This window comes from Enterobacter sp. QK-SA4 (assembly GCF_056856775.1).
On the sequence record NZ_JBXFXH010000007.1, the window covers coordinates 817850 to 837662 of the forward strand.

The 19813-nt window shown below is 57.0% G+C and carries 14 protein-coding genes and 1 tRNA gene; 7 read left to right on the top strand and 8 right to left on the bottom strand.

Annotation, left to right across the window (positions count from 1 at the left end):
* Nucleotides 1–69 precede the first annotated feature (69 nt).
* Nucleotides 70–1935: a bifunctional glutathionylspermidine amidase/synthase gene (gene gss, locus AC1VYI_RS05575; RefSeq protein WP_226484289.1), complete on the top strand. Its 1866-nt coding sequence runs from the start codon at nt 70–72 to the stop codon at nt 1933–1935.
* A gap of 471 nt (nt 1936–2406) precedes the next feature.
* Here gss and pgaD read toward each other — a convergent pair whose 3' ends face one another.
* From pgaD to pgaA, 4 genes are read right to left on the bottom strand one after another with little or no spacing between them, the layout of a single operon-like run.
* A complete protein-coding gene (gene pgaD, locus AC1VYI_RS05580) occupies nt 2407–2841 on the bottom strand; it encodes a poly-beta-1,6-N-acetyl-D-glucosamine biosynthesis protein PgaD (protein WP_045888186.1) in 435 nt (144 codons plus the stop codon).
* Nucleotides 2841–4169, bottom strand: a complete 1329-nt coding sequence (gene pgaC, locus AC1VYI_RS05585; protein ID WP_023309155.1) for a poly-beta-1,6-N-acetyl-D-glucosamine synthase — start codon at nt 4167–4169, stop codon at nt 2841–2843. The genes pgaD and pgaC overlap by 1 nt, the downstream gene beginning before the upstream one ends.
* Entirely contained in the window at nt 4162–6099 is a 1938-nt protein-coding gene (gene pgaB, locus AC1VYI_RS05590; RefSeq protein ID WP_226484279.1) for a poly-beta-1,6-N-acetyl-D-glucosamine N-deacetylase PgaB, read from the bottom strand. Before pgaB ends, pgaC begins: the two co-directional genes overlap by 8 nt.
* An 8-nt stretch (nt 6100–6107) precedes the next feature.
* Nucleotides 6108–8546: a poly-beta-1,6 N-acetyl-D-glucosamine export porin PgaA gene (pgaA, locus tag AC1VYI_RS05595; RefSeq protein ID WP_134867160.1), complete on the bottom strand. Its 2439-nt coding sequence runs from the start codon at nt 8544–8546 to the stop codon at nt 6108–6110.
* A 672-nt stretch (nt 8547–9218) separates the two neighbouring features.
* Here pgaA and AC1VYI_RS05600 point away from each other — a divergent pair.
* The gene (locus AC1VYI_RS05600; protein ID WP_045403948.1) at nt 9219–9746 is read left to right on the top strand and encodes a helix-turn-helix domain-containing protein; all 528 of its coding nucleotides are present in this window, start codon (nt 9219–9221) and stop codon (nt 9744–9746) included.
* A 291-nt stretch (nt 9747–10037) separates the two neighbouring features.
* Complete coding sequence (locus AC1VYI_RS05605; protein ID WP_134867425.1) at nt 10038–10427, top strand: DUF460 domain-containing protein; 390 nt, start codon at nt 10038–10040, stop codon at nt 10425–10427.
* Between the two features lie 139 nt (nt 10428–10566).
* Here the strand turns inward: AC1VYI_RS05605 and AC1VYI_RS05610 are convergent.
* Together AC1VYI_RS05610 and AC1VYI_RS05615 are read right to left on the bottom strand one after the other, a co-directional pair.
* Nucleotides 10567–10642, bottom strand: a tRNA-Phe gene (locus AC1VYI_RS05610).
* Between the two features lie 95 nt (nt 10643–10737).
* On the bottom strand, nt 10738–11451 hold the full coding sequence (locus AC1VYI_RS05615) for a DUF554 domain-containing protein (RefSeq protein WP_047743796.1): 714 nt from the start codon (nt 11449–11451) through the stop codon (nt 10738–10740).
* Between the two features lie 181 nt (nt 11452–11632).
* On the opposite strand from AC1VYI_RS05615, the gene AC1VYI_RS05620 reads away from it, so the two are divergent.
* Nucleotides 11633–13768: an ornithine decarboxylase gene (locus AC1VYI_RS05620; RefSeq protein ID WP_134867162.1), complete on the top strand. Its 2136-nt coding sequence runs from the start codon at nt 11633–11635 to the stop codon at nt 13766–13768.
* A gap of 106 nt (nt 13769–13874) precedes the next feature.
* Here AC1VYI_RS05620 and AC1VYI_RS05625 read toward each other — a convergent pair whose 3' ends face one another.
* Together AC1VYI_RS05625 and AC1VYI_RS05630 are read right to left on the bottom strand one after the other, a co-directional pair.
* Entirely contained in the window at nt 13875–14567 is a 693-nt protein-coding gene (locus tag AC1VYI_RS05625) for a response regulator (RefSeq protein ID WP_134867163.1), read from the bottom strand.
* Nucleotides 14557–16182, bottom strand: coding sequence for an ATP-binding protein (locus AC1VYI_RS05630; protein WP_226484266.1), 1626 nt, complete (start codon nt 16180–16182; stop codon nt 14557–14559). Before AC1VYI_RS05630 ends, AC1VYI_RS05625 begins: the two co-directional genes overlap by 11 nt.
* Nucleotides 16183–16527: 345 nt before the next feature.
* On the opposite strand from AC1VYI_RS05630, the gene AC1VYI_RS05635 reads away from it, so the two are divergent.
* The 3 genes from AC1VYI_RS05635 to citC are packed head-to-tail and all read left to right on the top strand — an operon-like array spanning nt 16528 to nt 19803.
* Nucleotides 16528–17889, top strand: a complete 1362-nt coding sequence (locus AC1VYI_RS05635; protein WP_134867164.1) for a 2-hydroxycarboxylate transporter family protein — start codon at nt 16528–16530, stop codon at nt 17887–17889.
* Nucleotides 17890–17906: 17 nt separating this feature from the next.
* Entirely contained in the window at nt 17907–18770 is an 864-nt protein-coding gene (locus tag AC1VYI_RS05640) for a fumarylacetoacetate hydrolase family protein (protein ID WP_032660021.1), read from the top strand.
* A gap of 10 nt (nt 18771–18780) precedes the next feature.
* Nucleotides 18781–19803: a [citrate (pro-3S)-lyase] ligase gene (citC, locus tag AC1VYI_RS05645; RefSeq protein WP_023309144.1), complete on the top strand. Its 1023-nt coding sequence runs from the start codon at nt 18781–18783 to the stop codon at nt 19801–19803.
* Nucleotides 19804–19813 lie beyond the last annotated feature (10 nt).

The following is a 19813-nucleotide window of genomic DNA, read 5'->3' on the forward strand; positions in this document are numbered from 1 at the left end:
GGTTAATTACAACGTGCAGACGACGACAACCCATAAAAAATTGCCGCCTGCCTGTTTTAGGTTGGATACATGCGTAAAGGAAAGTTAAGCAGTGATGCGCCATTCGGGACATTGTTAGGCTATGCGCCCGGTGGCGTGGCGATTTACTCTTCAAATTACGGCAGTCTGGACCCGCGCAGCTACCCGCAGGACGCGGATTTTCGCAGCTATATCGGCAACGAATACATGGGCCACAAGTGGCAGTGCGTTGAGTTTGCCCGCCGTTTCCTGTTTCTCAACTATGGCTTTGTGTTTACCGACGTCGGCATGGCGTGGGAAATCTTCTCCCTGCGCTTTTTGCGTCAGGTGGTGAACGATAACATTCTGCCCCTTCAGGCCTTTGCCAATGGTTCGAAACGCGCGCCGCGCGCCGGAGCGCTGCTGATCTGGCAAAAGGGCGGCGAGTTTCACGAGACCGGCCACGTGGCGGTGATCACCCAGCTTCTCGACGATAGGGTGCGTATTGCGGAGCAGAACGTGATTCACTCCCCGCTGCCGCTCGGGCAGCAGTGGACGCGCGAACTGCGTCTGAGCGTGGAGAACGGGTGTTACACCATCCATGACACCTTCAACGACACGGAGATTCTCGGCTGGATGATCCAGACCGACGACGCGGAACACAGCATTCCCCAGCCGGAAATCGACGGCGAACTGCTGAAAATCAGCGGCGCGCGGTTGAAAAACACACGTCAGTTCGACGGCAAGTGGCTCAACGAAAATGACGCGTTGCAGCAGGCGTATGTTCGCGCCAACGGTCACGTGATCAACAAAGATCCCTGCCAGTACTTCACCATTACCGAAAGCGCGGAACAGGAGCTGATCAAAGCCACCAACGAGCTGCACCTGATGTATCTGCACGCCACGGACAAGGTGCTGAGAGACGACAGCCTGCTGGCGCTTTTCGATATCCCGAAAATCCTCTGGCCTCGCCTGCGCCTCTCCTGGCAGTGGCGTCGCCACCATATGATCACCGGTCGTATGGATTTCTGCATGGATGAGCGCGGCATTAAGGTTTACGAGTACAACGCCGACTCCGCCTCCTGCCATACCGAGGGCGGGCTGATTCTCGAAGAGTGGGTGAAAAACGGCTATCGCGGCAACGGGCATAACCCGGCGGAAGGGCTGCTGGAAGAGCTGACCGGGGCGTGGAAGCACAGCCACGCGCGGCCGTTCGTCCACATCATGCAGGACAACGATGTCGAAGAGGACTATCACGCGCTCTTTATTCAGCGTTCGCTGATGCAGGCCGGGTTCGAGACCAAAATCCTGCACGGGCTGGAGGCGCTCAGCTGGGATGCCGCCGGACAGCTGATCGACGACGAAGGCCGCCACGTCAATTGCGTGTGGAAAACCTGGGCGTGGGAAACGGCGATTGAGCAGATCCGCGAGGTCAGCGAAACCGAATATGCCGCCGTGCCGATCCGCACCGGGCATCCCGAGGGCGAGGTGCGCCTGATTGACGTCCTGCTGCGCCCGGAGGTGCTGGTCTTCGAACCGCTGTGGACCGTGATTCCCGGCAACAAGGCGATTCTCCCGGTTCTGTGGCAGCTGTTCCCGAACCACCGTTACCTGCTCGACACCGATTTTGAGGTTAACGAGCTGCTGAAGCAGACCGGCTATGCCGTCAAGCCGATTGCCGGACGCTGCGGCAGCAATATCGACCTGATTAGCGCCCAGGACGAGCTGCTGGATAAATCCAGCGGCAAGTTTGTTGACCGCAAGAACATCTACCAGCAGCTGTGGTGCCTGCCGAAGGTCGACGGCAAGTACATACAGGTCTGCACCTTCACCGTGGGCGGGAACTACGGCGGGACCTGTCTGCGCGGCGATGACTCGCTGGTGGTGAAGAAAGAGAGCGATATCGAGCCGCTGATTGTGGTGAAGGACTCGCTATAAAAATCCCCCCGCAGGGCTGAGGATTGCCTACAAAATAATGCCTGCACGGACTGCCCCCTCTCCCTTGAGGGAGAGGGCTGGGGTGAGGGGGAACATACGGCTCTGGTGGTCATTCCGTTCACTTTATGTTCCTGGCTACTCTTTAACGACATAACCGGTGAACGTGCCAGGGTGGCTTAGTCGCCACCACCCTGGCGACCCGGGCTCCCGGCGGTAAATCGCCGCTTCGCGGTGCCCTCGGCTTATTCCCTCCGGCTTGTCGGGTACGGGCGGAGGTAACGTCCCTGTAAAGCCCGCCCTCTCGGCGCATCCATGCGCCTCGCCCCGGCCGGAAGGCAAACGCCTCAGCGATTTACAGCCGGACCAGGGCATCGCTGAAAGCCTTTAGTCGTTCTGAAACAAGGTTATTGCTTCTGCTTAAAAAATACGGTGGATCCCTCAGCCCGCAGGGTCTCCTGCGGGGGCTTTACGTTACTGCTCTTCCTCTTCCTGCTGCTCGTTGATCTTCAGATCGATGATGCGGCCAATCTGATCGTGGTACACCGTCAGCAGGTTGTACTGGCTCATCTCGGAGATGATCTGCGGTGAAACATTAAAGCTGCGGGCCAGCTCTTCCTGGTGAAAATAGCCCGGCTGACGCCGCCTCACGTGGGCGCGGCGGCGGTTGTACTGATACCACAAAATCAGCAGCCAGCCGTTGAGCGCGGCGAACAGCAGGTAGAGCAACACCGTATTAAAGGACGCGATAATCACGCTCCAGCGGTGGTCGCTCTCATCGGTTAGCTGCATCCACAGCCGGGCATACAGGAAAAACAGAAATCCTCCCCACGCCACCAGCGTCAGCGCGGCATCGAAAAGACGCGGCAAGAGCCGATGCTCGGTCAAAATTAAGGTATTTTCGTTCATTAAATGCTCCCTTTTCCCCGGTCCGGACTGATCCAGCGCGCGCGGGCGCGCTGGCGTTTAAGCATGACTTTTGGAAATGCGACGAGGGTGGTGAACAGGCCAATCATCCAGTACACCATCGGGAACCAGATCACCCAGAAAAGCGAGCTGGCCACTTTTCGTTCATAGCGCCGCTCGATGTACAAGCTGACCAGGAACTGCAGCAGGCACATCACGCCCAGCAGCAGCCCGGTAAACTCCGGTGGAAAAAGGCTCTCCACGGTCAGCCTGGCGGGAACAGGCGCGACATGGCTGAGGAGGAACAGCAGCACCGTCATCGCATATGCGAAGGCCCACAGCGTTGACAGGGCGTACTCCAGAAACAGTGGCCACATGCGGTGATGCTCCCAGCGCACAATTCTGCGCAGGTTGACCAGAAACACCTCCGCGCCCCCCTGGGCCCAGCGCAGGCGCTGTTTCCACAGGCCCCTCAGCGTCTCCGGCATCAGGATCCAGCACAGCGCCCGCGGCTCAAAAAAGATATCCCAGTGGCGCAGCTGAAGCTTCCAGCTGATGTCGATGTCTTCGGTGATCATGTCCGGGCTCCAGTACCCGACGTCTGCCAGCGCCTGTCGGCGAAACGCGGCGATGACGCCGGAGACGGTAAAGACCCGGCCATAGATCCGCTGCGTCCGCTTGATGAGCCCAATAATGGAAGAGAACTCGCCCACCTGAATGCGCCCAATCAGCGTGGAGCGCGTGCGAATGCGCGGATTACCGGTAACCGCCCCGACGTGAGGGTACTGAATCAGCGGGGCCACCAGATAAGCCGCCGTATCGCGATCGAGCAGGGCGTCTCCGTCAATGCAGACCAGCAGGTCGCCCCGGGCCGCCGCTGCCCCGGCCTTGAGCGCCAGCGCTTTCCCCTGGTTTTCCGCGAGGTTAATCACCCGCAGGCGCGGCTGTTCCTGCGCCAGCTCCTGCAGCACCTGCGCGGTGTTGTCAGAAGATCCGTCGTTGATGGCAATAACTTCTATATTTTCATACCGCTGATCCAGCGCGGCGCTGATGGTCTCCCGGGCATTCCTTCCCTCGTTGAAGCAGGGGATAAGAATGGAGATGAGCGGCTCACCCGCGAGCGTCGGGGCGGGCGTGTCTTTATCCCACGACCAGTGGCGTTCAAGCTGATACCAGAAATAGAGGCCGCCGGTTATCCAGAGCACCGACATAAACAGCGGCCAGAAGAACACAAAATCCAGAATCAGTTCGCCGGTAAAAAGGGCGGCCACGCCTAACGGCAACCCGAATACCAGACATAAAATAGAGAATGCGATAATGCGATCAGTCATTGTCAGGGTACCAGTACGAAGAAAATTCAGGCCTGATGCGCGAGATATCAGGTTGGTTGTTGAGAAAGTCGTCGGGGTAGTAACCGTAGTTTTTGATGCCGTTCAGCTGGAGCACGCGCATCCACTGCGCAAGCTGGCTATCGGCAACGGCGCGCTGCGGTTTCTGGTCCCAGTCCCTGGCCTGCAGCTCGAAAATCGTTTTATCGAGCGCGCCGGGGCGTGCGGCGACCGCTTTAACCAGACGCGTCAGCCAGGCATCGCTCTCGTCTGCCGGAACGGACTCCATCAGCGGCATGGCCATCGGCACCGTCCAGTCATACTCCGCCAGAAAATCATCAAGATTCTGCGCAAACCACGCTTCGCTTTCGGGTTGCAGAATGGGTAAGGCGAACATATTGCGCGCGGTTTTTATCTGCGGGCCACGGATATGCTTCACCGCCAGGCTCAGGGCGTGGGTAAACCCGATAAGCGTCTGGCTTTTCTGACGCGTGGTGTTCTGACCGGCATCGTCCACGTCCGTCAGCGCCGCATCGTCATGGAACAAAATCCCGTTGAAGCTGGCATAGCGGGCCAGATCTTCATAGATGTCCGTCACCTGCTGGCGCACCTGCGGGTCCCACGGGGAGAGCCGGATATAGGGCTCGGTGGCTTCGCGCAGCTTGCCGGTTTGACGATCCCGACGCTGCACGCGAGGCAGGGAAGGATTGAGATCGAACGAGAGCACCGGCATCCACGCGAAGACTTTCACGCCCGCGCGGGTTTGCAGCTGCCAGGAGACAAAATTAAAAAGATCTGCCCGGACCGGCAGACGACGGTTGGGGAAATAGAGCGCCTTGATCCTGCCGTCGCCCTGCGGGTCGGCAAACGCCTGCAGGAAAACATGGCTGATCTTCATGTCGTAGACCCGCTGGATCAGCCTGTTGATGTTTTGGGTCTGCTGGGCAGGATCGGGATCGTAAACGTAGTCGAGATCGACGTGCATGACGCGCACGGGATCGCGCTCCTGAACCTGGCTGATCGTGCTGGCAAACGCCTTGAGCGAGGGATTTCCGGCGATCAGCAGACGGGGAATATTGCCCAGATCCTGCACGTTCCCCAGCCCGTCCTCAAGGGTGAAGGCCAGCCGGTAACCCTGCTGTCTGGCGATAGCGAGCGACGTACCGCTGGCGGCGCCGTAGGGCCAGACCCAGGCGCGCGGCGCTTTGCCCGTCACCTGCGTGATTTTTTCAGTCACTTTACGAACGTCATCGCCGATCCGCTGGCTGAACTGCTGGTCGGTTTCATAGCGGCCCGTCGCTTTGTCATAAAAGCGATTGGCGATGGCCGGCTCGCGGCTGCCCTGCGGGTTGGCCGGAATACCGTAATGCGAGGCCCAGGTGTGCGATCCGATCTCAATCAGCGGGGACCGGCTGAGCTCGCGCACCATGTCCCACGTCGCGAAGCGATCCCGGGGCGTCATCAGGCCGCCGAAGTTAACTTTTTGATTTGCCGGCGTATCCACCCAGCTGCCCACCGGCGCCCACAGCGCAGGAACGTTCCACGCCTGAAGCAGCGGCCAGACGCGGGTGTAAAAGCTGCTGTAGCCGTCGTCAAAACTGAGCAGAACGGCTTTTGGCGGCAGCGTTTTTTTCCCGTCATGCGCGTCAAGAATGTCCTGCACGCTGATGGCGTGGTAGCCGTTGTGCAGAAGCCAGCTTATTTGCTCGTTTAACGCGCTGGTGCGAACGGAGAGATAGCGCTGATCGGCGGCATCGTCTTCAACGTCGTGGTAGGCCAGGACCAGAAACTGGTTCTCCGGCCAGGGTTTACTCGCCTCCAGCTGCGGCCGATCTTTGGGCGCAATGAACGAGATCGCCTGCGCGCAGACGCTCGCGCTGAGGCAGAGCCAGCCGAGGAGTATCAGGCTCACGGAAAAACGTGTGTTCAGCATATTCATCCTTAAAAGCGTAAAGTCGCGTCAAACGTGACGGAGAGATTGCTCTCGCGTTTGCCGTCGTAAGGGCGTTTATCCCAGTTCAGCATCACGCCGGTATCAATGACGTTGTTCCACTGGACGCGCTGTCCGTAACCCAGCAGGGCGATGGCGCCAGCGGACTGATTTTTCTGCCAGTAGCTGCCGCCTCCCGCCACAAACTGCTGGCTCCAGAGGGTGTCGTAATGGCGGACCATCTCATGGTCAACGGCCAGGGCAGCCGTCACGGACAGATCCCGCACCGGGTTGTAATAAAGCGTGTCCCGCAGGCTGTTTTTGCTGCCGGCGATCCCCGGTTCGAGATCCAGCGTCAGGGACGGGGTCTGCCAGAGACGCTCCTTGCCCGTAAGGGTGTATTCCTGGCGACGGTTATGGTCGGAGAAGCGGCTGAGGGCGGCGCTGAACTGGTACTCACGCCGCTCGTTTTGATACCAGCGCACTCCGCCTTCACCCCGGTTGGCGCTAATTCCGTTGCGTAACGCCCGAAGGGGCGTGGTGCGCGACAGGCGTTCCAGACTGCCGCTGACCTGCCAGCTATCGGTCACAAAGTATGTTGTTGCGAGGCGAGCGCCCGGCTTGTTTTCACCGTGATAGCGGTTGCTGGAAAGCTCGGCTTCGAGCTGGAGGTCGCGTGGTCGCCACTCGACGCCGCCCAAAAGGTGACGGCTGGTGCCCTTGCCTTCATCGAAATTACTCTGCGCATAGCGGGTGCCCGCAAACAGCCGCCAGCTGTCCGCTACGGGTGGGCCATAGAGCGTGGCGTCCCAGCTCAGGTCGTGTGTCCCGCTGACGGGGCTATCGGAGTGCAAACCCTTGCTCGCGTTGAGGCGCAGTTCGGACATGTGGTGGACCGTTCTGAGCCTGTCGAGACGTCTGGCGCTGCGATCGTTGGGCGCGCGAGCCAGCACGTCGTCGGCCAGTAAATCCATCTGTCGCCACTCCTGCAGATCCATCGCGACGTAAGCCTGCTGTTGCTCTAGCTCTGTGTTGGACGGCTCCAGCGCCTCCGCTTTTTTCAGCTTTTGCTCGGCCGCGCGCGGCAGGCCCCGCGCCTGAAGCAGGGTGGCGTAGTCAATCTGTAATCCCTGATTGCCCGGCGCCGTTGTCGCCAGACGGTGCGCCAGCTTTTCGGCTTCCGGCAGGGCATTCGTCGCCAGCAAATAGTTAAAGCGGAGCGACTGTCCGGTAAGCCATCGATCGTTCGGCTGAGGGGTTGGGGAGCCGAAATCGTAGCGGGTCCACGGGACGTTGTGGGTCTGGCGCTCTACGTACTGGCGGGCGGACTGATACTGTCCCGTATCCAGCCAGGCGTAGAAAAGCGCGTGCTCTTCGTCCTGCGGGTCGGAAGCGTATTGCGGATAGCGTTGCAGAAGCGAGAAGGCGGCGGCAGCGTTTTGCTCCTGCAGATACGCGGAGATGACCCAGCCGATTGCCCAGCCCGGCACCGGATGCTGGGCTGCCGTAAGATCCTGATATTCGCTAATCACCCGTGGGTAATCAGCATGGGCGTACAGCGCGCCAAGCCTGTCGATACGAGCAAGGACGACGTCTTCCGCCGCCTGCGGCTCTTTTTGCCAGCGAGCAAGCAGAGCGTCGTAACGATTCAGCGTGGATTGCGCAAGCTGCAGGCGCTCCTTTTCTGTTCTCCCAGGCACATCGGCAAGGCGAACCCGTTCTGCAGCGGCATTACGCTCAAGACGACGACGCTCCGCGGGGGACAGCGTTACGCTTTGTGAAAGCTGGAGCGCGGGGGTGTTCACCCGGCTATCCGTTAGCGCGTCGATTAGTTCGCTGAGGAGCGCTTTATTCTCAGGTGCGACATTCAGCGCGCGGGTGTCTGCCAGAAGCCGATCCCAGCTTTTTCCCTGGCGTAACCAGACATACGAGAGCGTCTGGAGATGCGCCTGAGAGGGATTTTCCGCTACCAGCCGTCGGGCTTCCTGCAGGGCAAGCGTATCCATGCGGGCATCGGCCAGGGTTTTGATATAGCCGATACGATAATCATCGTTATCCGGCGCAAGGCTATGCGCCTCTTTCCAGAGCGCCAGGGCCGGCTGCCACGCTTTTTGATTTCGCCTGGACTGCGCGACGGCAGCAACGCCGCGGGCGGGCAGCGGCATATAAATGCCGTAACGCTGCCAGACCTGAATAACCTCGTTATCATGACCCGCCCAGGCTGCAACCTGTAACCAGTCCGCAACTTGTTCAGGCGTCAGGGCATGCTGCTGCTGATAACGCTGAAGATAATCGAGAAACGGCGTGTAATTACCGTTACGCGCCTGTTGAATCTGTTGCTCATAAACGGATTCTGTCGCCTGAGCCAGAACAGGAAAGAGGAATAACAGAAACAATAATGTTGGGGTGCGATAAAAGAATAACGTATTGAAGCGAAGTGAACTTTCCATATCTATTTGCCATTTGTTTATCATGAATCCATTGCATAACACGGCCGCCTTTAAACTCAGGGTTAAAGGCCATAAATGAGAACATTAAATCTGAATGCAGTGATGTTACGGGGTACTTACCTAAAGGTAATTATGGATCCTTATCTTAGTGGACTGGGTGAAAGCTAATGTACACCTGATATGTTGCCGGATAAATATGTTGAAAAGCCGGTGTGTCGTTTTGAGATAATTCTGGATTGAGCGCTTTGTGACGTTTTTATTGAATTAGATGTTTATTTTTAACTCATTGAAATTACTGTGTATTATTTTTATTGTGACAGCTTTGTATATATTTTTAATGGGGTTTGTCTGCCTCAATTAAAGTACTTTCTGGTGCATGTTTGGGAAGTTTCATGACAAAAATTCTTAATGTTTTGAGAAGTGACTTTCCTGCGATTGTTTTTTATTTATAATTAATGGTAGCCATTGAATGATAGTCTACAGGAAGTCTTTCTCATCAATGTCTGTATTGAGGGATGTCCAAAGCCAGAATACATTTATCGTTAATATAACAGCGCTATAAAACGAAGGCGGCCTTCTTTGCGAGGGATCGTGCTTGCTTTAATCTAAAAGGGATGGTTAGTGGCAACTTCAATTGTTTTAGTGACTCAGGATCGCTACCTTGTCAGAGGGATGCGGATATTTTTCCCGGATATTATCCTGCTCGACTCGATTGACAGAAACATATTTGATAACGGTGCAGATGAATATTCTGTATTGATTGATAGTCGTTCTCCGCTCCGTTTATATGATTACCTGATACGCCATCCGGCCAGAACGAAAAAAACAATCTGCTGCGTTATGCTCGATATGCGACACCGGGAGGAGAATCTGCTCAGTATGAAGTTATTTATGAACACGTCGCTGACCGCGCCGGATATGGCGTCGTTATTTAACCTGGTGCTCAATATGAAAGGTCGGCGCCTGACCACGAAGTGGCTGCTTAATTTACGTCTTAGCACGCACGAAGCGATCATGCTGCGGCTGCTGAGGGCAGGGATGCCGATGGAAGCCATCGCCGATGAGCTGAATACGTCGGTGAAAAGCCTCTATCGCAAAAGAACGGCGCTCTCGGAACGGCTGGGGGCGGAGAACTTCAACGAGGCGTGTTTGTTTATCTTTAAAAACAAACTGCTGGACGCAGGTGGGAACGATCCCTAAAGTTGTCAGGAATTCAAAAGCAAAAAACCGCCACGAGGGCGGGTTCGTTAATAAGGTGCGTGGCAACGCGCTTATCTGATACCGGCGGATGTAAGGTGGCAGAAAATGAGCGGGTGGCGGTTGGATTTTTGGGGAGAGGAAACGCGTATTATAATGAAAAACGAATAGTATCTTCTGCTCTTTACCCCCGTTTATGAACTGCCAGAGGCTAAGCCATGTGTTTTATCCTGAGCGGGTGATACCAGAAGGAGACTCCTGGAAGTGATTGAAAAATTTAAAAGGACGTTAGAAATGAATAAATATCTGTCTGGTCTGTGTGTTGTTTTTTTTTATTTTTCTTCAATAGGTTACGCGCACTCTGCGGGGCTAAATAAAGTTCAGGTTAGTATCAAACCCAGCAGCGCTAATGGAGGATATATCCCGGTAATTTCTGATGCAGATGAAATCGAGCCTTCTGATTTCAGGGAGTCGGATCTACAGGAGATGCAGGATAGCCTGAGGAAGGTGAAGTCCGACAACCGCAAGGTCGATGAGCTAACTCAGAAGGTTTTACAGCTTGAGAGAAAGAATTCTGAGCAGGAGAGTAAGATCGAGCGATTGCAAAGAAGCCTTGATGACATGAAGCGGAGCAACGACAACCTTTCAAATCAGGTCAGCAATTTATCCGGCAAAATTAAGTGATAAAAAGAGCCACCGCCTGTATTAACTTACCGGGCTATTAGCGTAAGCGTGCCTGCATTAAAGCCACGCTTAGCAGCGCCCAGAAATCGGCCGAAGCCATATAGCAAAAACCCGCCACGAGGGCGGGTTCTTTAAATAGTGGTGCCCGGACTCGGAATCGAACCAAGGACACGGGGATTTTCAATCCCCTGCTCTACCGACTGAGCTATCCGGGCAACGGGGCGCATTAAACCCGATCTGCCCCGTGGCGTCAACGAAAAATGTTGTTTTCGTTACAGACTGCGCAATCTCTCACCATTTTGCCGCATCATTAAGCGAAAAAGTGCGTCCAGAGCGCGGAGAGCGGCATGGCGAGCAGCAGTGCGGGCAGCATGTTCACCACGGCAAACATCTTGATCCCACAGATGCGCAGCCCGGTAGCCAACAGCAGCAGGCCGCCGACGGCGGTAAAGTCTGCCATCATCGCCGGCGTTGTGAGCGGGAGAATCAGCGTGGCGCAGGTGGCGAGCGCGAGTTGAATAAGCAGCATCGGGATGCAAATCGCCGCCACGGCGACGCCAAGGGTAGTGGCGAAAATGGTGGCGGTGAAGAAATCAAGGAACGCTTTCGCAATCAATATGCTTGGGTCGCCCGTCATCCCTTCCTGCATCGAACCGAAAATCCCGGTGCCGCTGGCGCAAAACAGAATAATGATGGCGACATAGTTCTGAATAAACGTCTCGTGCGTGCCGTGTTTCGCCTTGCCCGGTCGGGTTATCATGTTTTTGGCTCTGCTCACCGCGCTGTTAATGCCTTTTTCCAGATAGCAAAATTCGCCAATCAGCGCGCCGAGCAGGGTGGCCAGCACCATCACCGGCAGGTTGGCGCATTTGATCACGAGAAGAATACCGATCCCTAACGATGCCAGGCCGAATATTGAGGGCATGGAGGTGCGAATACGCTCTGGCAACCGCTGGCTCAGCACGGCGCCGAGTACGCCGCCCAGCAATACGGCGCCTGCGTTAATAAATGGGCCAATAACCAAAGTTAACTCCTGTTATTTAATCATTGATAGTGCATTATTATGGCACGGCAGGGCTGCGCGGGCCTTAGCTTTGGTTGATTTGGTGCATACTGATTCCTTCTTGCACCTCAAAATAAAAGGTGACATTATTGCGCGAATTTTCTCCTCCCTGTCTCACCGCCCGGTGAGGGTAACTGCGCCTATGAAAACCATGAAAATTGCCGTCAGCCGCGAGCTACTTTCAACTGTGTCTACGCACCGCGAAAAGGTGACGCTGGACAGCACTGATTTTACCGATGTGGCGGCCGTCGTCATCACAACGGCTGAAAGTCGCAGCGGCATTCTTGCACTGCTGAAACGCACGGGCTTTCAGCTACCGGTGTTTATTTTCTCGCAGGAGCCTACGGACGTACCCGATGGCGCCACCGCGGTTATATCGGGTAAAGCTCAGGAATTTCTGGAACTGGAGAGCGCTGCCAGCCGTTACGAAGAGAATCTGCTGCCGCCTTTTTTCGACACCCTGAGCCAGTATGTGGAGATGGGCAACAGCACTTTCGCCTGTCCGGGCCACCAGCACGGGGCCTTTTTCAAAAAACACCCGGCAGGGCGACAGTTCTATGATTTCTTCGGTGAGAACGTGTTTCGCGCCGACATGTGCAACGCCGACGTGAAGCTGGGCGATCTGCTGATCCACGAAGGGTCCGCCAAGCACGCGCAAAAGTTCGCGGCAAAAGTGTTCAATGCGGACAAAACCTACTTCGTGCTGAACGGCACGTCAGCGGCAAACAAGGTGGTGACCAACGCGCTGCTGACCCGCGGCGACCTGGTGCTGTTCGACCGCAATAACCATAAGTCTAACCACCACGGGGCGCTGATCCAGGCGGGCGCTACGCCGGTTTATCTTGAGGCCGCGCGTAACCCGTTTGGCTTTATTGGCGGAATTGACGACCACTGCTTTGACGATGCCTATCTGCGGGATCTTATCCGCGAGGCGGCGCCGGAAAAAGCCGACGAGGCGCGTCCGTTCCGCCTAGCGATCATTCAGCTTGGCACCTACGACGGGACGATCTACAACGCCCGCCAGGTGATCGACAAGATCGGTCATCTGTGCGACTACATCCTCTTTGACTCCGCCTGGGTGGGCTACGAGCAGTTTATTCCAATGATGGCGGAAACGTCCCCGCTCTTGCTGGAATTGAACGAGAACGATCCGGGGATTTTCGTGACCCAGTCGGTGCACAAACAGCAGGCCGGATTCTCGCAAACGTCGCAGATCCATAAAAAGGATAACCACATTCGCGGTCAGGCGCGTTTCTGCCCGCACAAGCGGCTGAACAACGCGTTTATGCTGCACGCCTCCACCAGCCCGTTTTATCCGCTGTTCGCCGCGCTGGATGTGAATGCCAAGATCCACGAAGGGGAAAGCGGACGCAGGCTGTGGGCGGAGTGCGTCGAGCTGGGGATTGAGGCGCGCAAGGCGATCATTGCGAACTGTCATATGATCAAACCGTTTATCCCGCCGGTGGTGGCGGGGCGGCCGTGGCAGGATCATCCGACGCACGCCATTGCCAGCGAGCTGCGCTTCTTCAGCTTTGAGCCGGGGGCCAAATGGCACGGCTTTGAGGGCTATGCCCGCGAGCAGTACTTTGTCGACCCGTGTAAGCTCCTGCTGACCACGCCGGGTATCGATGCCGAAACCGGGGAGTACACCGATTTCGGGATCCCGGCGACGATTCTGGCGCACTACCTGCGCGAAAACGGCATCGTGCCGGAGAAATGCGACCTCAATTCGATCCTGTTCCTGCTGACGCCTGCCGAAAGCAGCGAGAAGCTGGCGCAGCTGGTGGCGATGCTGGGCCAGTTCGAACAGCATATTGAAGACGACACGCCGCTGGCGGACGTGCTGCCGACGATCTTCCTGAAATACCCGGTGCGCTACCGGGATTACACCCTCCGCCAGCTGTGCCAGGAGATGCACGATCTCTACGTCAGCTTTGACGTGAAGGATCTGCAGAAGGCGATGTTCCGCAAGGAGAGTCTGCCTGAGGTGGTGATGAACCCGCAGGATGCAAACCGGGCCTATATTCGCGGTGACGTGGAGCTGGTTCGCATTCGGGATGCCGCAGGGCGCATTGCTGCCGAAGGGGCGCTGCCCTATCCGCCGGGCGTGCTGTGCGTGGTGCCGGGTGAAGTCTGGGGCGGGGCGGTACAGCGTTACTTCCTGGCGCTGGAGGAGGGCGTCAACCTGCTGCCGGGCTTCTCGCCGGAGCTGCAGGGAGTTTACAGCGAGAAGGATGCCGACGGGATTAAGCGGCTGTATGGGTATGTATTAAGGTAGCCCCCTCACCCTAACCCTCTCCCCAAAGGGGAGAGGGGATTGTACGGGGCCGTCTTTTCCCCCTCGCCCCTTTGGGGGGAGGGCCGGGTTGAGGGGGAACGTTTCATCAAACCGCACTACGCTTGTACATCCTCCTCGGATGCCCAATCTTGCCGTACAGCATCTCCACCGTCAGAAAACCCGCCTCCACGCAGTGCTCCAGATAGCGCCGGGTGGTCGTTTTGCTTAATCCCGTTTCGCTCACCACCTCATCCACGGTAAAGCAGTGCGTTGCCTTATCGTTAAACAGCGACTGTACCCGCGCCAGCGTATTTTCCTCAATGCCTTTACTGCCGTTGTCCAGGCGGTAGTTTTTCGCCTGAAGCTGATACAGCGAATCCACGTTCTGCTGGTCGACAATCTTCCAGACGCGCTGCTGTTCGGCAAACTGCACGAACCGCTCCAGCGACTGGCTGAGCCGCTTCCAGGAGACGGGTTTGAGGATGTAGTCGAACGCACCGTTGCGAATCGCCTGGCTGCAGGTGTCCATATCGCTGGCGGCAGTAATAAAAATCACCGAGCAGTTGGCGCGGGCCAGCATGGGGTTATTGATAAGCGAGATGCCTTTACCGTCCGGCAGGTAGTTATCCAGCAGCATCAGCTGCGGCTGTTTGCTTTCAAGCTCTGCCTGGGCCGCAGCCAGCGACGAGGCAATGCCTACCAGCCTCAGACGCGGATGTTTGCCTATCAGCTCCGCGTGCAGTTGCGCCAGTTCGTTCTCGTCTTCAACAATCAGTACGTCGATAAGTTCATGTTGCATAGTCGGTGTCTTCCAGTTGCCGGGCGGTTCCCGTGGCCGGGATAAACAAGGAGAAAATGGCGCCGCGCGGGGTATTATCGGCAACTTCTATCGCGCCGCCAGCCTGTGTGACGTAGCTTTCGATCAGATACAGGCCAATCCCATGATCGCCGCGCGTTTTGGTGGTGATGCCGCGTTCAAAGATCCGCTCACGGATCGCCGGTGTAATGCCAACGCCCTGGTCGGCCACTTCAATAATCAGCTCCTGTTCGCTGAGTTTTATCAGCACTTCTACCGGCGCGTGGGGAAGCGGCGACCTCTGTGTTGCTTCGATGGCGTTATCCAGCAGGTTGCCAATAATCGAAATCAGCTCTTGCTCCCCAAGGGGCAGGAACGGTCTGTCCAGCCGACAGCCCGGGTCGAAACACAGCTCGACGCCTTTCTCCCGCGCGCGGGCGGCTTTCCCCAGCAGCAGGCCGCACAGGGTCGGTGAACTGAAGCGCGAAGAGATAAAGTCCAACAGCTCCTGGGCGTGTTCCGACTGCGCCTGAATGTAGCCAATCGCCTCCTCATAGCGACCCATATGCAGCAGGCCGGACAGGGTCGTCATCCTGTTTAACTGCTCGTGGCGCATAATGCGCAGGTTATCGACATAGCGTTTAACCTGGCTGAGCTGGGCGCTTAGCGAGTCGATCTCGTTGCGATCGCGGAAGGTGATCACCCAGCCCTGCAGCGACCCCTCAAGCATGATGTGCACCCGGCTGGCAATCACCGTGAGATCGTTAAAACGACAAATCTCGTCATGGGTATCTTTCGCCAGCATCGTCTGCGTGTCGAAGAACGGGACCGGATCGATCACCTGGCTTATCAGCTGTCCGCGCAGCTCGCGGGCCGGCTGGCTCAGACCCAGCAGCTTGCGCGCCGCCTGGTTGATGACTTCAATCCGCCTTTGAGCGTCAATGGCAATCACCCCTTCATAAATAGACTCCATCATCGCCTTCTGCTGGCGCACCAGCAGGCCGATATCGCGCGGCTCAAGGGAGAAGATCTGCTTCTTGATGCTGCGGGTAAAGAACCAGGAGAAGACAAAGAGAGCGATCAGCAGCAGCACGGCGGCAATCAGGATATTGACCACCTTACTGACGGTAATGGTATCAAGGTAGCTGGTGAGATAGCCTACCGAAACAATGCCGACCACCTGTCCGGCAGCATTGAAAATGGGGGCTTTGCTGCGCAGCGAAATACCCAGCCCGCCTTTGCGGATGGTGGTGGTGCTTTTACCCTGCAACACGGCTTCATTGTCTCCGCCAACCAGGGTTGTGCCCACTCTGTCGGCAAATACGGAGTGAAAAAGATGCTGCCCTTTATTATCACCAATCACAATAAAGCTGGCGTCACTGTGCGCAGAAATCTTCTGCATAAAATCATGGATGGCGTTGATATTCTTTTGTTCAACTTCATTACGCAATGTCGGAATAAGCGCAATCTCTTCAGCCTGTATTTTGGCACGCGTACTCATTTCCTGATAAAGCTGTTTCCCGACGTCGGCATAATAATATCCGCCCAGCAGCGCGAAAAGCACTGAGAAAAAGGCAACCAGCGAAATAAACAGCTTAATCTGGAAAGAGACTTTCATAACTATCACGCGAGGTAGCAGCAAAGATCGCCAATATATCATCTTTTTTCGCGCTGACGCCCGCTTTGCCGAAAACTTGTGATCCCTTGCACAGCGGGCGCTGTAAAAGAGTTAACCTGAAGGCGAACGTACTTCGGGCTGCGCGAGCAAATGTTATTTGTTTGTTCAATTCGGAAAAGAAACCATAAAAACCACGGCCATAAATAAGGTATAAATCACATTAAACAAAAGAAACCATTAAAACCATAGCAGCCATTAAAACTTCGCTTTTAATATGCCATCCCTCACATAAAGTAAGCCTTTGTGACTCTAAGCTGAACGCACAAAATAACCAAGGGGCTTATTATGAGCACAACTGACGATTCTTTCTCTGTTACCCACGACCCGATTGAAATTCAGCAGCCTTCGCTCAAAGAGTGCTGGTGGCATATTATGGATACCTGGAAAGTTGGGATTATTCCTCTGCCGCTGTTCGTTCTGGCGGGCGCGCTGATTGCGATTGATTGCCTGGGCGGAAAACTGCCGAGCGATATCGTGGTCATGGTGGCAACGCTGGCCTTCTTCGGCTTTGCCTGCGGCGAGTTTGGCAAACGCCTGCCGATTGTCGGCAAGCTCGGCGCGGCGGCGATTTGCGCCACCTTTATCCCTTCCGCGCTGGTCTATTATGGCCTGCTGCCGGACGTGGTGGTCGAGTCCACCACCAAATTCTACAAATCCACCAACATTCTCTATCTCTACATCTGCTGCATCATCGTCGGCAGCATCATGAGCATGAACCGCACGGTGCTGATTCAGGGCTTCCTGCGCATCTTCTTCCCGATGCTGTGCGGCGAAATCGTCGGCATGCTGGTGGGGATGGGCGTCGGCCTGGCGCTGGGTCTTGAGCCGTTCCAGATCTTCTTCTTTATCATTCTGCCGATTATGGCGGGCGGCGTCGGGGAAGGGGCGATCCCGCTTTCCATCGGCTATGCCACCCTGCTGCACATGGACCAGGGCGTTGCGCTCGGTCGCGTGCTGCCGATGGTCATGCTCGGCGGTCTGACGGCAATCATCATCTCCGGCTGCCTGAACCAGCTCGGTAAACGCTTCCCGCACCTGACCGGTGAAGGCCAGCTGATGCCTAACCGCGCGAATGCCGATGCAACGGTCTCTCAGCCTGCTTTTTCCGGCAAAGCGGACGTCACCACTATCGCCTCCGGCGCGCTGCTGGCGGTGCTGCTCTACATGCTGGGCATGCTCGGCCACAAGCTGATTGGCCTGCCTGCTCCGGTCGGCATGCTGTTTATGGCGGTACTGGTGAAGCTCTGCAACGGCGCCTCTCCGCGTCTGCTGGAAGGCTCTCAGGTGGTGTACAAATTCTTCCAGACCTCCGTGACCTACCCAATCCTCTTCGCCGTCGGCGTGGCTATCACCCCGTGGCATGAACTGGTGGCGGCGTTCACCGTCAGCAACCTGCTGGTAATTGTCAGCACCGTTTCTGCACTGGTCGCCACCGGCTTCTTCGTCGGCAAAAAGATTGGTATGCATCCGATTGATGTCGCCATCGTCTCCTGCTGCCAGAGCGGCCAGGGCGGTACCGGCGACGTGGCGATCCTGACCGCAGGCAACCGCATGAGCCTGATGCCGTTCGCCCAGATTGCTACCCGTATCGGCGGGGCGATTAACGTCTCTGTCTCACTGCTGATTCTGGGCAACTTCCTCGTTTAAGTTTTCAGGAAAGAACAATGAAACTCGCAAGCTTTTTATACCAGGGAAAACGCAGCTACGGCATCGTCCAGGCCGACGGCGTGATTGATTTAGGCCGCCGTCTCGGCGACCGCTACAGCGACCTCAAGGCGCTGCTGCAGGGCAACGGGCTGGCGCAGGCCACCCGCTACCTGAACGACGCCGTGGACGTGCCGCTGAGCGCCATCACCTTCTTACCGGTGATTGAGCAGCCGGAAAAGATCCTCTGCGTGGGCATGAACTATGCCGACAAGCGCAAGGAGTTTGACCAGCATAATCCGGCCCCGACGCTGTTTGTCCGCTTCCCGGATTCACAGACCGGCCACAACGAGCCGGTGCTGAAGCCGCGCCACTCCAGCGAATTCGACTATGAAGGCGAGCTGGCGGTGATCATCGGCAAAGGCGGGGAGAACATCAGCCGCGACGACGCCCTGCGCCACGTGGCGGGCTACAGCTGCTACATGGACGGCTCCGCCCGCGACTGGCAGCACACCTGGTTCACCGCCGGTAAAAACTGGCGCAAAACCGGCGCGTTTGGGCCGTGGATGGCGACGGCGGATGAGATCCCGGATCCGCACCAGCTTGCGATCCGCACCTGGCTGAACGGCCGCATGGTGCAGGAAGACAACACCAGCAGCATGATCCATAAGGTGGCGGAGCTGATCGAGTACATCAGCACCTTTACCCGCTTAAGCCCGGGCGACGTGATCATCACCGGATCTCCGGGCGGGGTGGGTAAAAAACGCAATCCGCCGCTGTTTATGAAGGAAGGGGATCGCATTGAGGTGGAGATCGAGCATATCGGTCATCTGAGCAACGTGATCGTGGAAGCGCCAGCCGTCGGGCTTGCGGCAGCACACTGAGTAAGGCGGCATGAACAGTCAACCCATCGATTTTCGCCACACGCTGGTGGCGAAACACCCGGAACGCTTAAGCCAGATCCGCTACCTGCTGGCAGACAGCGGCCTTGGCCTGGACAACGACATTACGCTGTTTGTCGAAGCCTGGTCCGGTTCGCAGCTGGTGGGTTGCGCAGGGCTTGCCGCCAACGTCATCAAATGCGTGGCGGTCAACGAGCAGCTTCGCGGCGAGAACCTCAGCGCGCGGCTGCTGGCAGAGGTGGAAAATGCGGCGCTGGAGCGCGGCCATTTTCACCTCTTTCTCTGCACCCGTCCGTGCAATCGGGAGCGCTTTGCCCGCAGCGGCTTCTGGCCGATTGCCCAGAGCGGAAACAACGCCGTGCTGATGGAAAACACCCCGCAGGGGATCGAACGCTACTGCCGTTCCCTGCGCGCGAAGCGCAAGTGCGGGGAGAACGTTGGCGCGATAGTGATGAACGCCAATCCGTTCACCCTCGGCCACCGCCATCTGGTGGAGCAGGCGGCGCAGCGGTGCGACGCCCTGCACCTGTTCGTGGTGCGTGAAGACGCCTCGTTCTTCCCGTTCAGCGCGCGCCTCGAGATGGTGCGCGCGGGCGTGGCGCATCTGCCGAACGTGGTGGTGCATGAAGGCTCGCAGTACATCATCTCCCGCGCCACCTTCCCGGCCTACTTCCTGAAGGAGACCGGCAAAGTGCAGCAGGCGTGGAGCGAGATCGACGTGCTGATCTTCCGGGACTTCATTGCCCCGGCGCTCGGCATCACGCACCGCTTCATCGGATCGGAGCCGTTTTGCGATATCACCCGCCAGTACAACCAGACGCTGCACGACCTGCTGGCCTCGCATATCGAGGTGGTGGAAATGCCGCGCATCAAGGCCACCGGCAACGCTATTTCAGCGTCCGAAGTGCGCCGCTTACTGAAGACACAGCAGTTTTCCCGGATCCGGGAGATTGTCCCGGACTCCACCTTCGCGCATCTCGAAACGCATTACCGTGCGAGTGCGGAAGTCGCTTAACTACCAGGAA

Excerpts from the sequence above, each read along its gene's own strand:
- AC1VYI_RS05625 (WP_134867163.1), bottom strand. The coding sequence starts at position 14,567 with ATGCAACATGAACTTATCGACGTACTGATTGTTGAAGACGAGAACGAA.
- AC1VYI_RS05635 (WP_134867164.1), top strand. The coding sequence starts at position 16,528 with ATGAGCACAACTGACGATTCTTTCTCTGTTACCCACGACCCGATTGAA.
- pgaC (WP_023309155.1), bottom strand. The coding sequence starts at position 4,169 with ATGACTGATCGCATTATCGCATTCTCTATTTTATGTCTGGTATTCGGG.
- pgaB (WP_226484279.1), bottom strand. The coding sequence starts at position 6,099 with ATGCTGAACACACGTTTTTCCGTGAGCCTGATACTCCTCGGCTGGCTC.
- pgaD (WP_045888186.1), bottom strand. The coding sequence starts at position 2,841 with ATGAACGAAAATACCTTAATTTTGACCGAGCATCGGCTCTTGCCGCGT.
- AC1VYI_RS05640 (WP_032660021.1), top strand. The coding sequence starts at position 17,907 with ATGAAACTCGCAAGCTTTTTATACCAGGGAAAACGCAGCTACGGCATC.
- pgaA (WP_134867160.1), bottom strand. The coding sequence starts at position 8,546 with ATGGAAAGTTCACTTCGCTTCAATACGTTATTCTTTTATCGCACCCCA.
- AC1VYI_RS05605 (WP_134867425.1), top strand. The coding sequence starts at position 10,038 with ATGAATAAATATCTGTCTGGTCTGTGTGTTGTTTTTTTTTATTTTTCT.
- gss (WP_226484289.1), top strand. The coding sequence starts at position 70 with ATGCGTAAAGGAAAGTTAAGCAGTGATGCGCCATTCGGGACATTGTTA.
- AC1VYI_RS05620 (WP_134867162.1), top strand. The coding sequence starts at position 11,633 with ATGAAAACCATGAAAATTGCCGTCAGCCGCGAGCTACTTTCAACTGTG.
- citC (WP_023309144.1), top strand. The coding sequence starts at position 18,781 with ATGAACAGTCAACCCATCGATTTTCGCCACACGCTGGTGGCGAAACAC.
- AC1VYI_RS05600 (WP_045403948.1), top strand. The coding sequence starts at position 9,219 with ATGCGGATATTTTTCCCGGATATTATCCTGCTCGACTCGATTGACAGA.
- AC1VYI_RS05630 (WP_226484266.1), bottom strand. The coding sequence starts at position 16,182 with ATGAAAGTCTCTTTCCAGATTAAGCTGTTTATTTCGCTGGTTGCCTTT.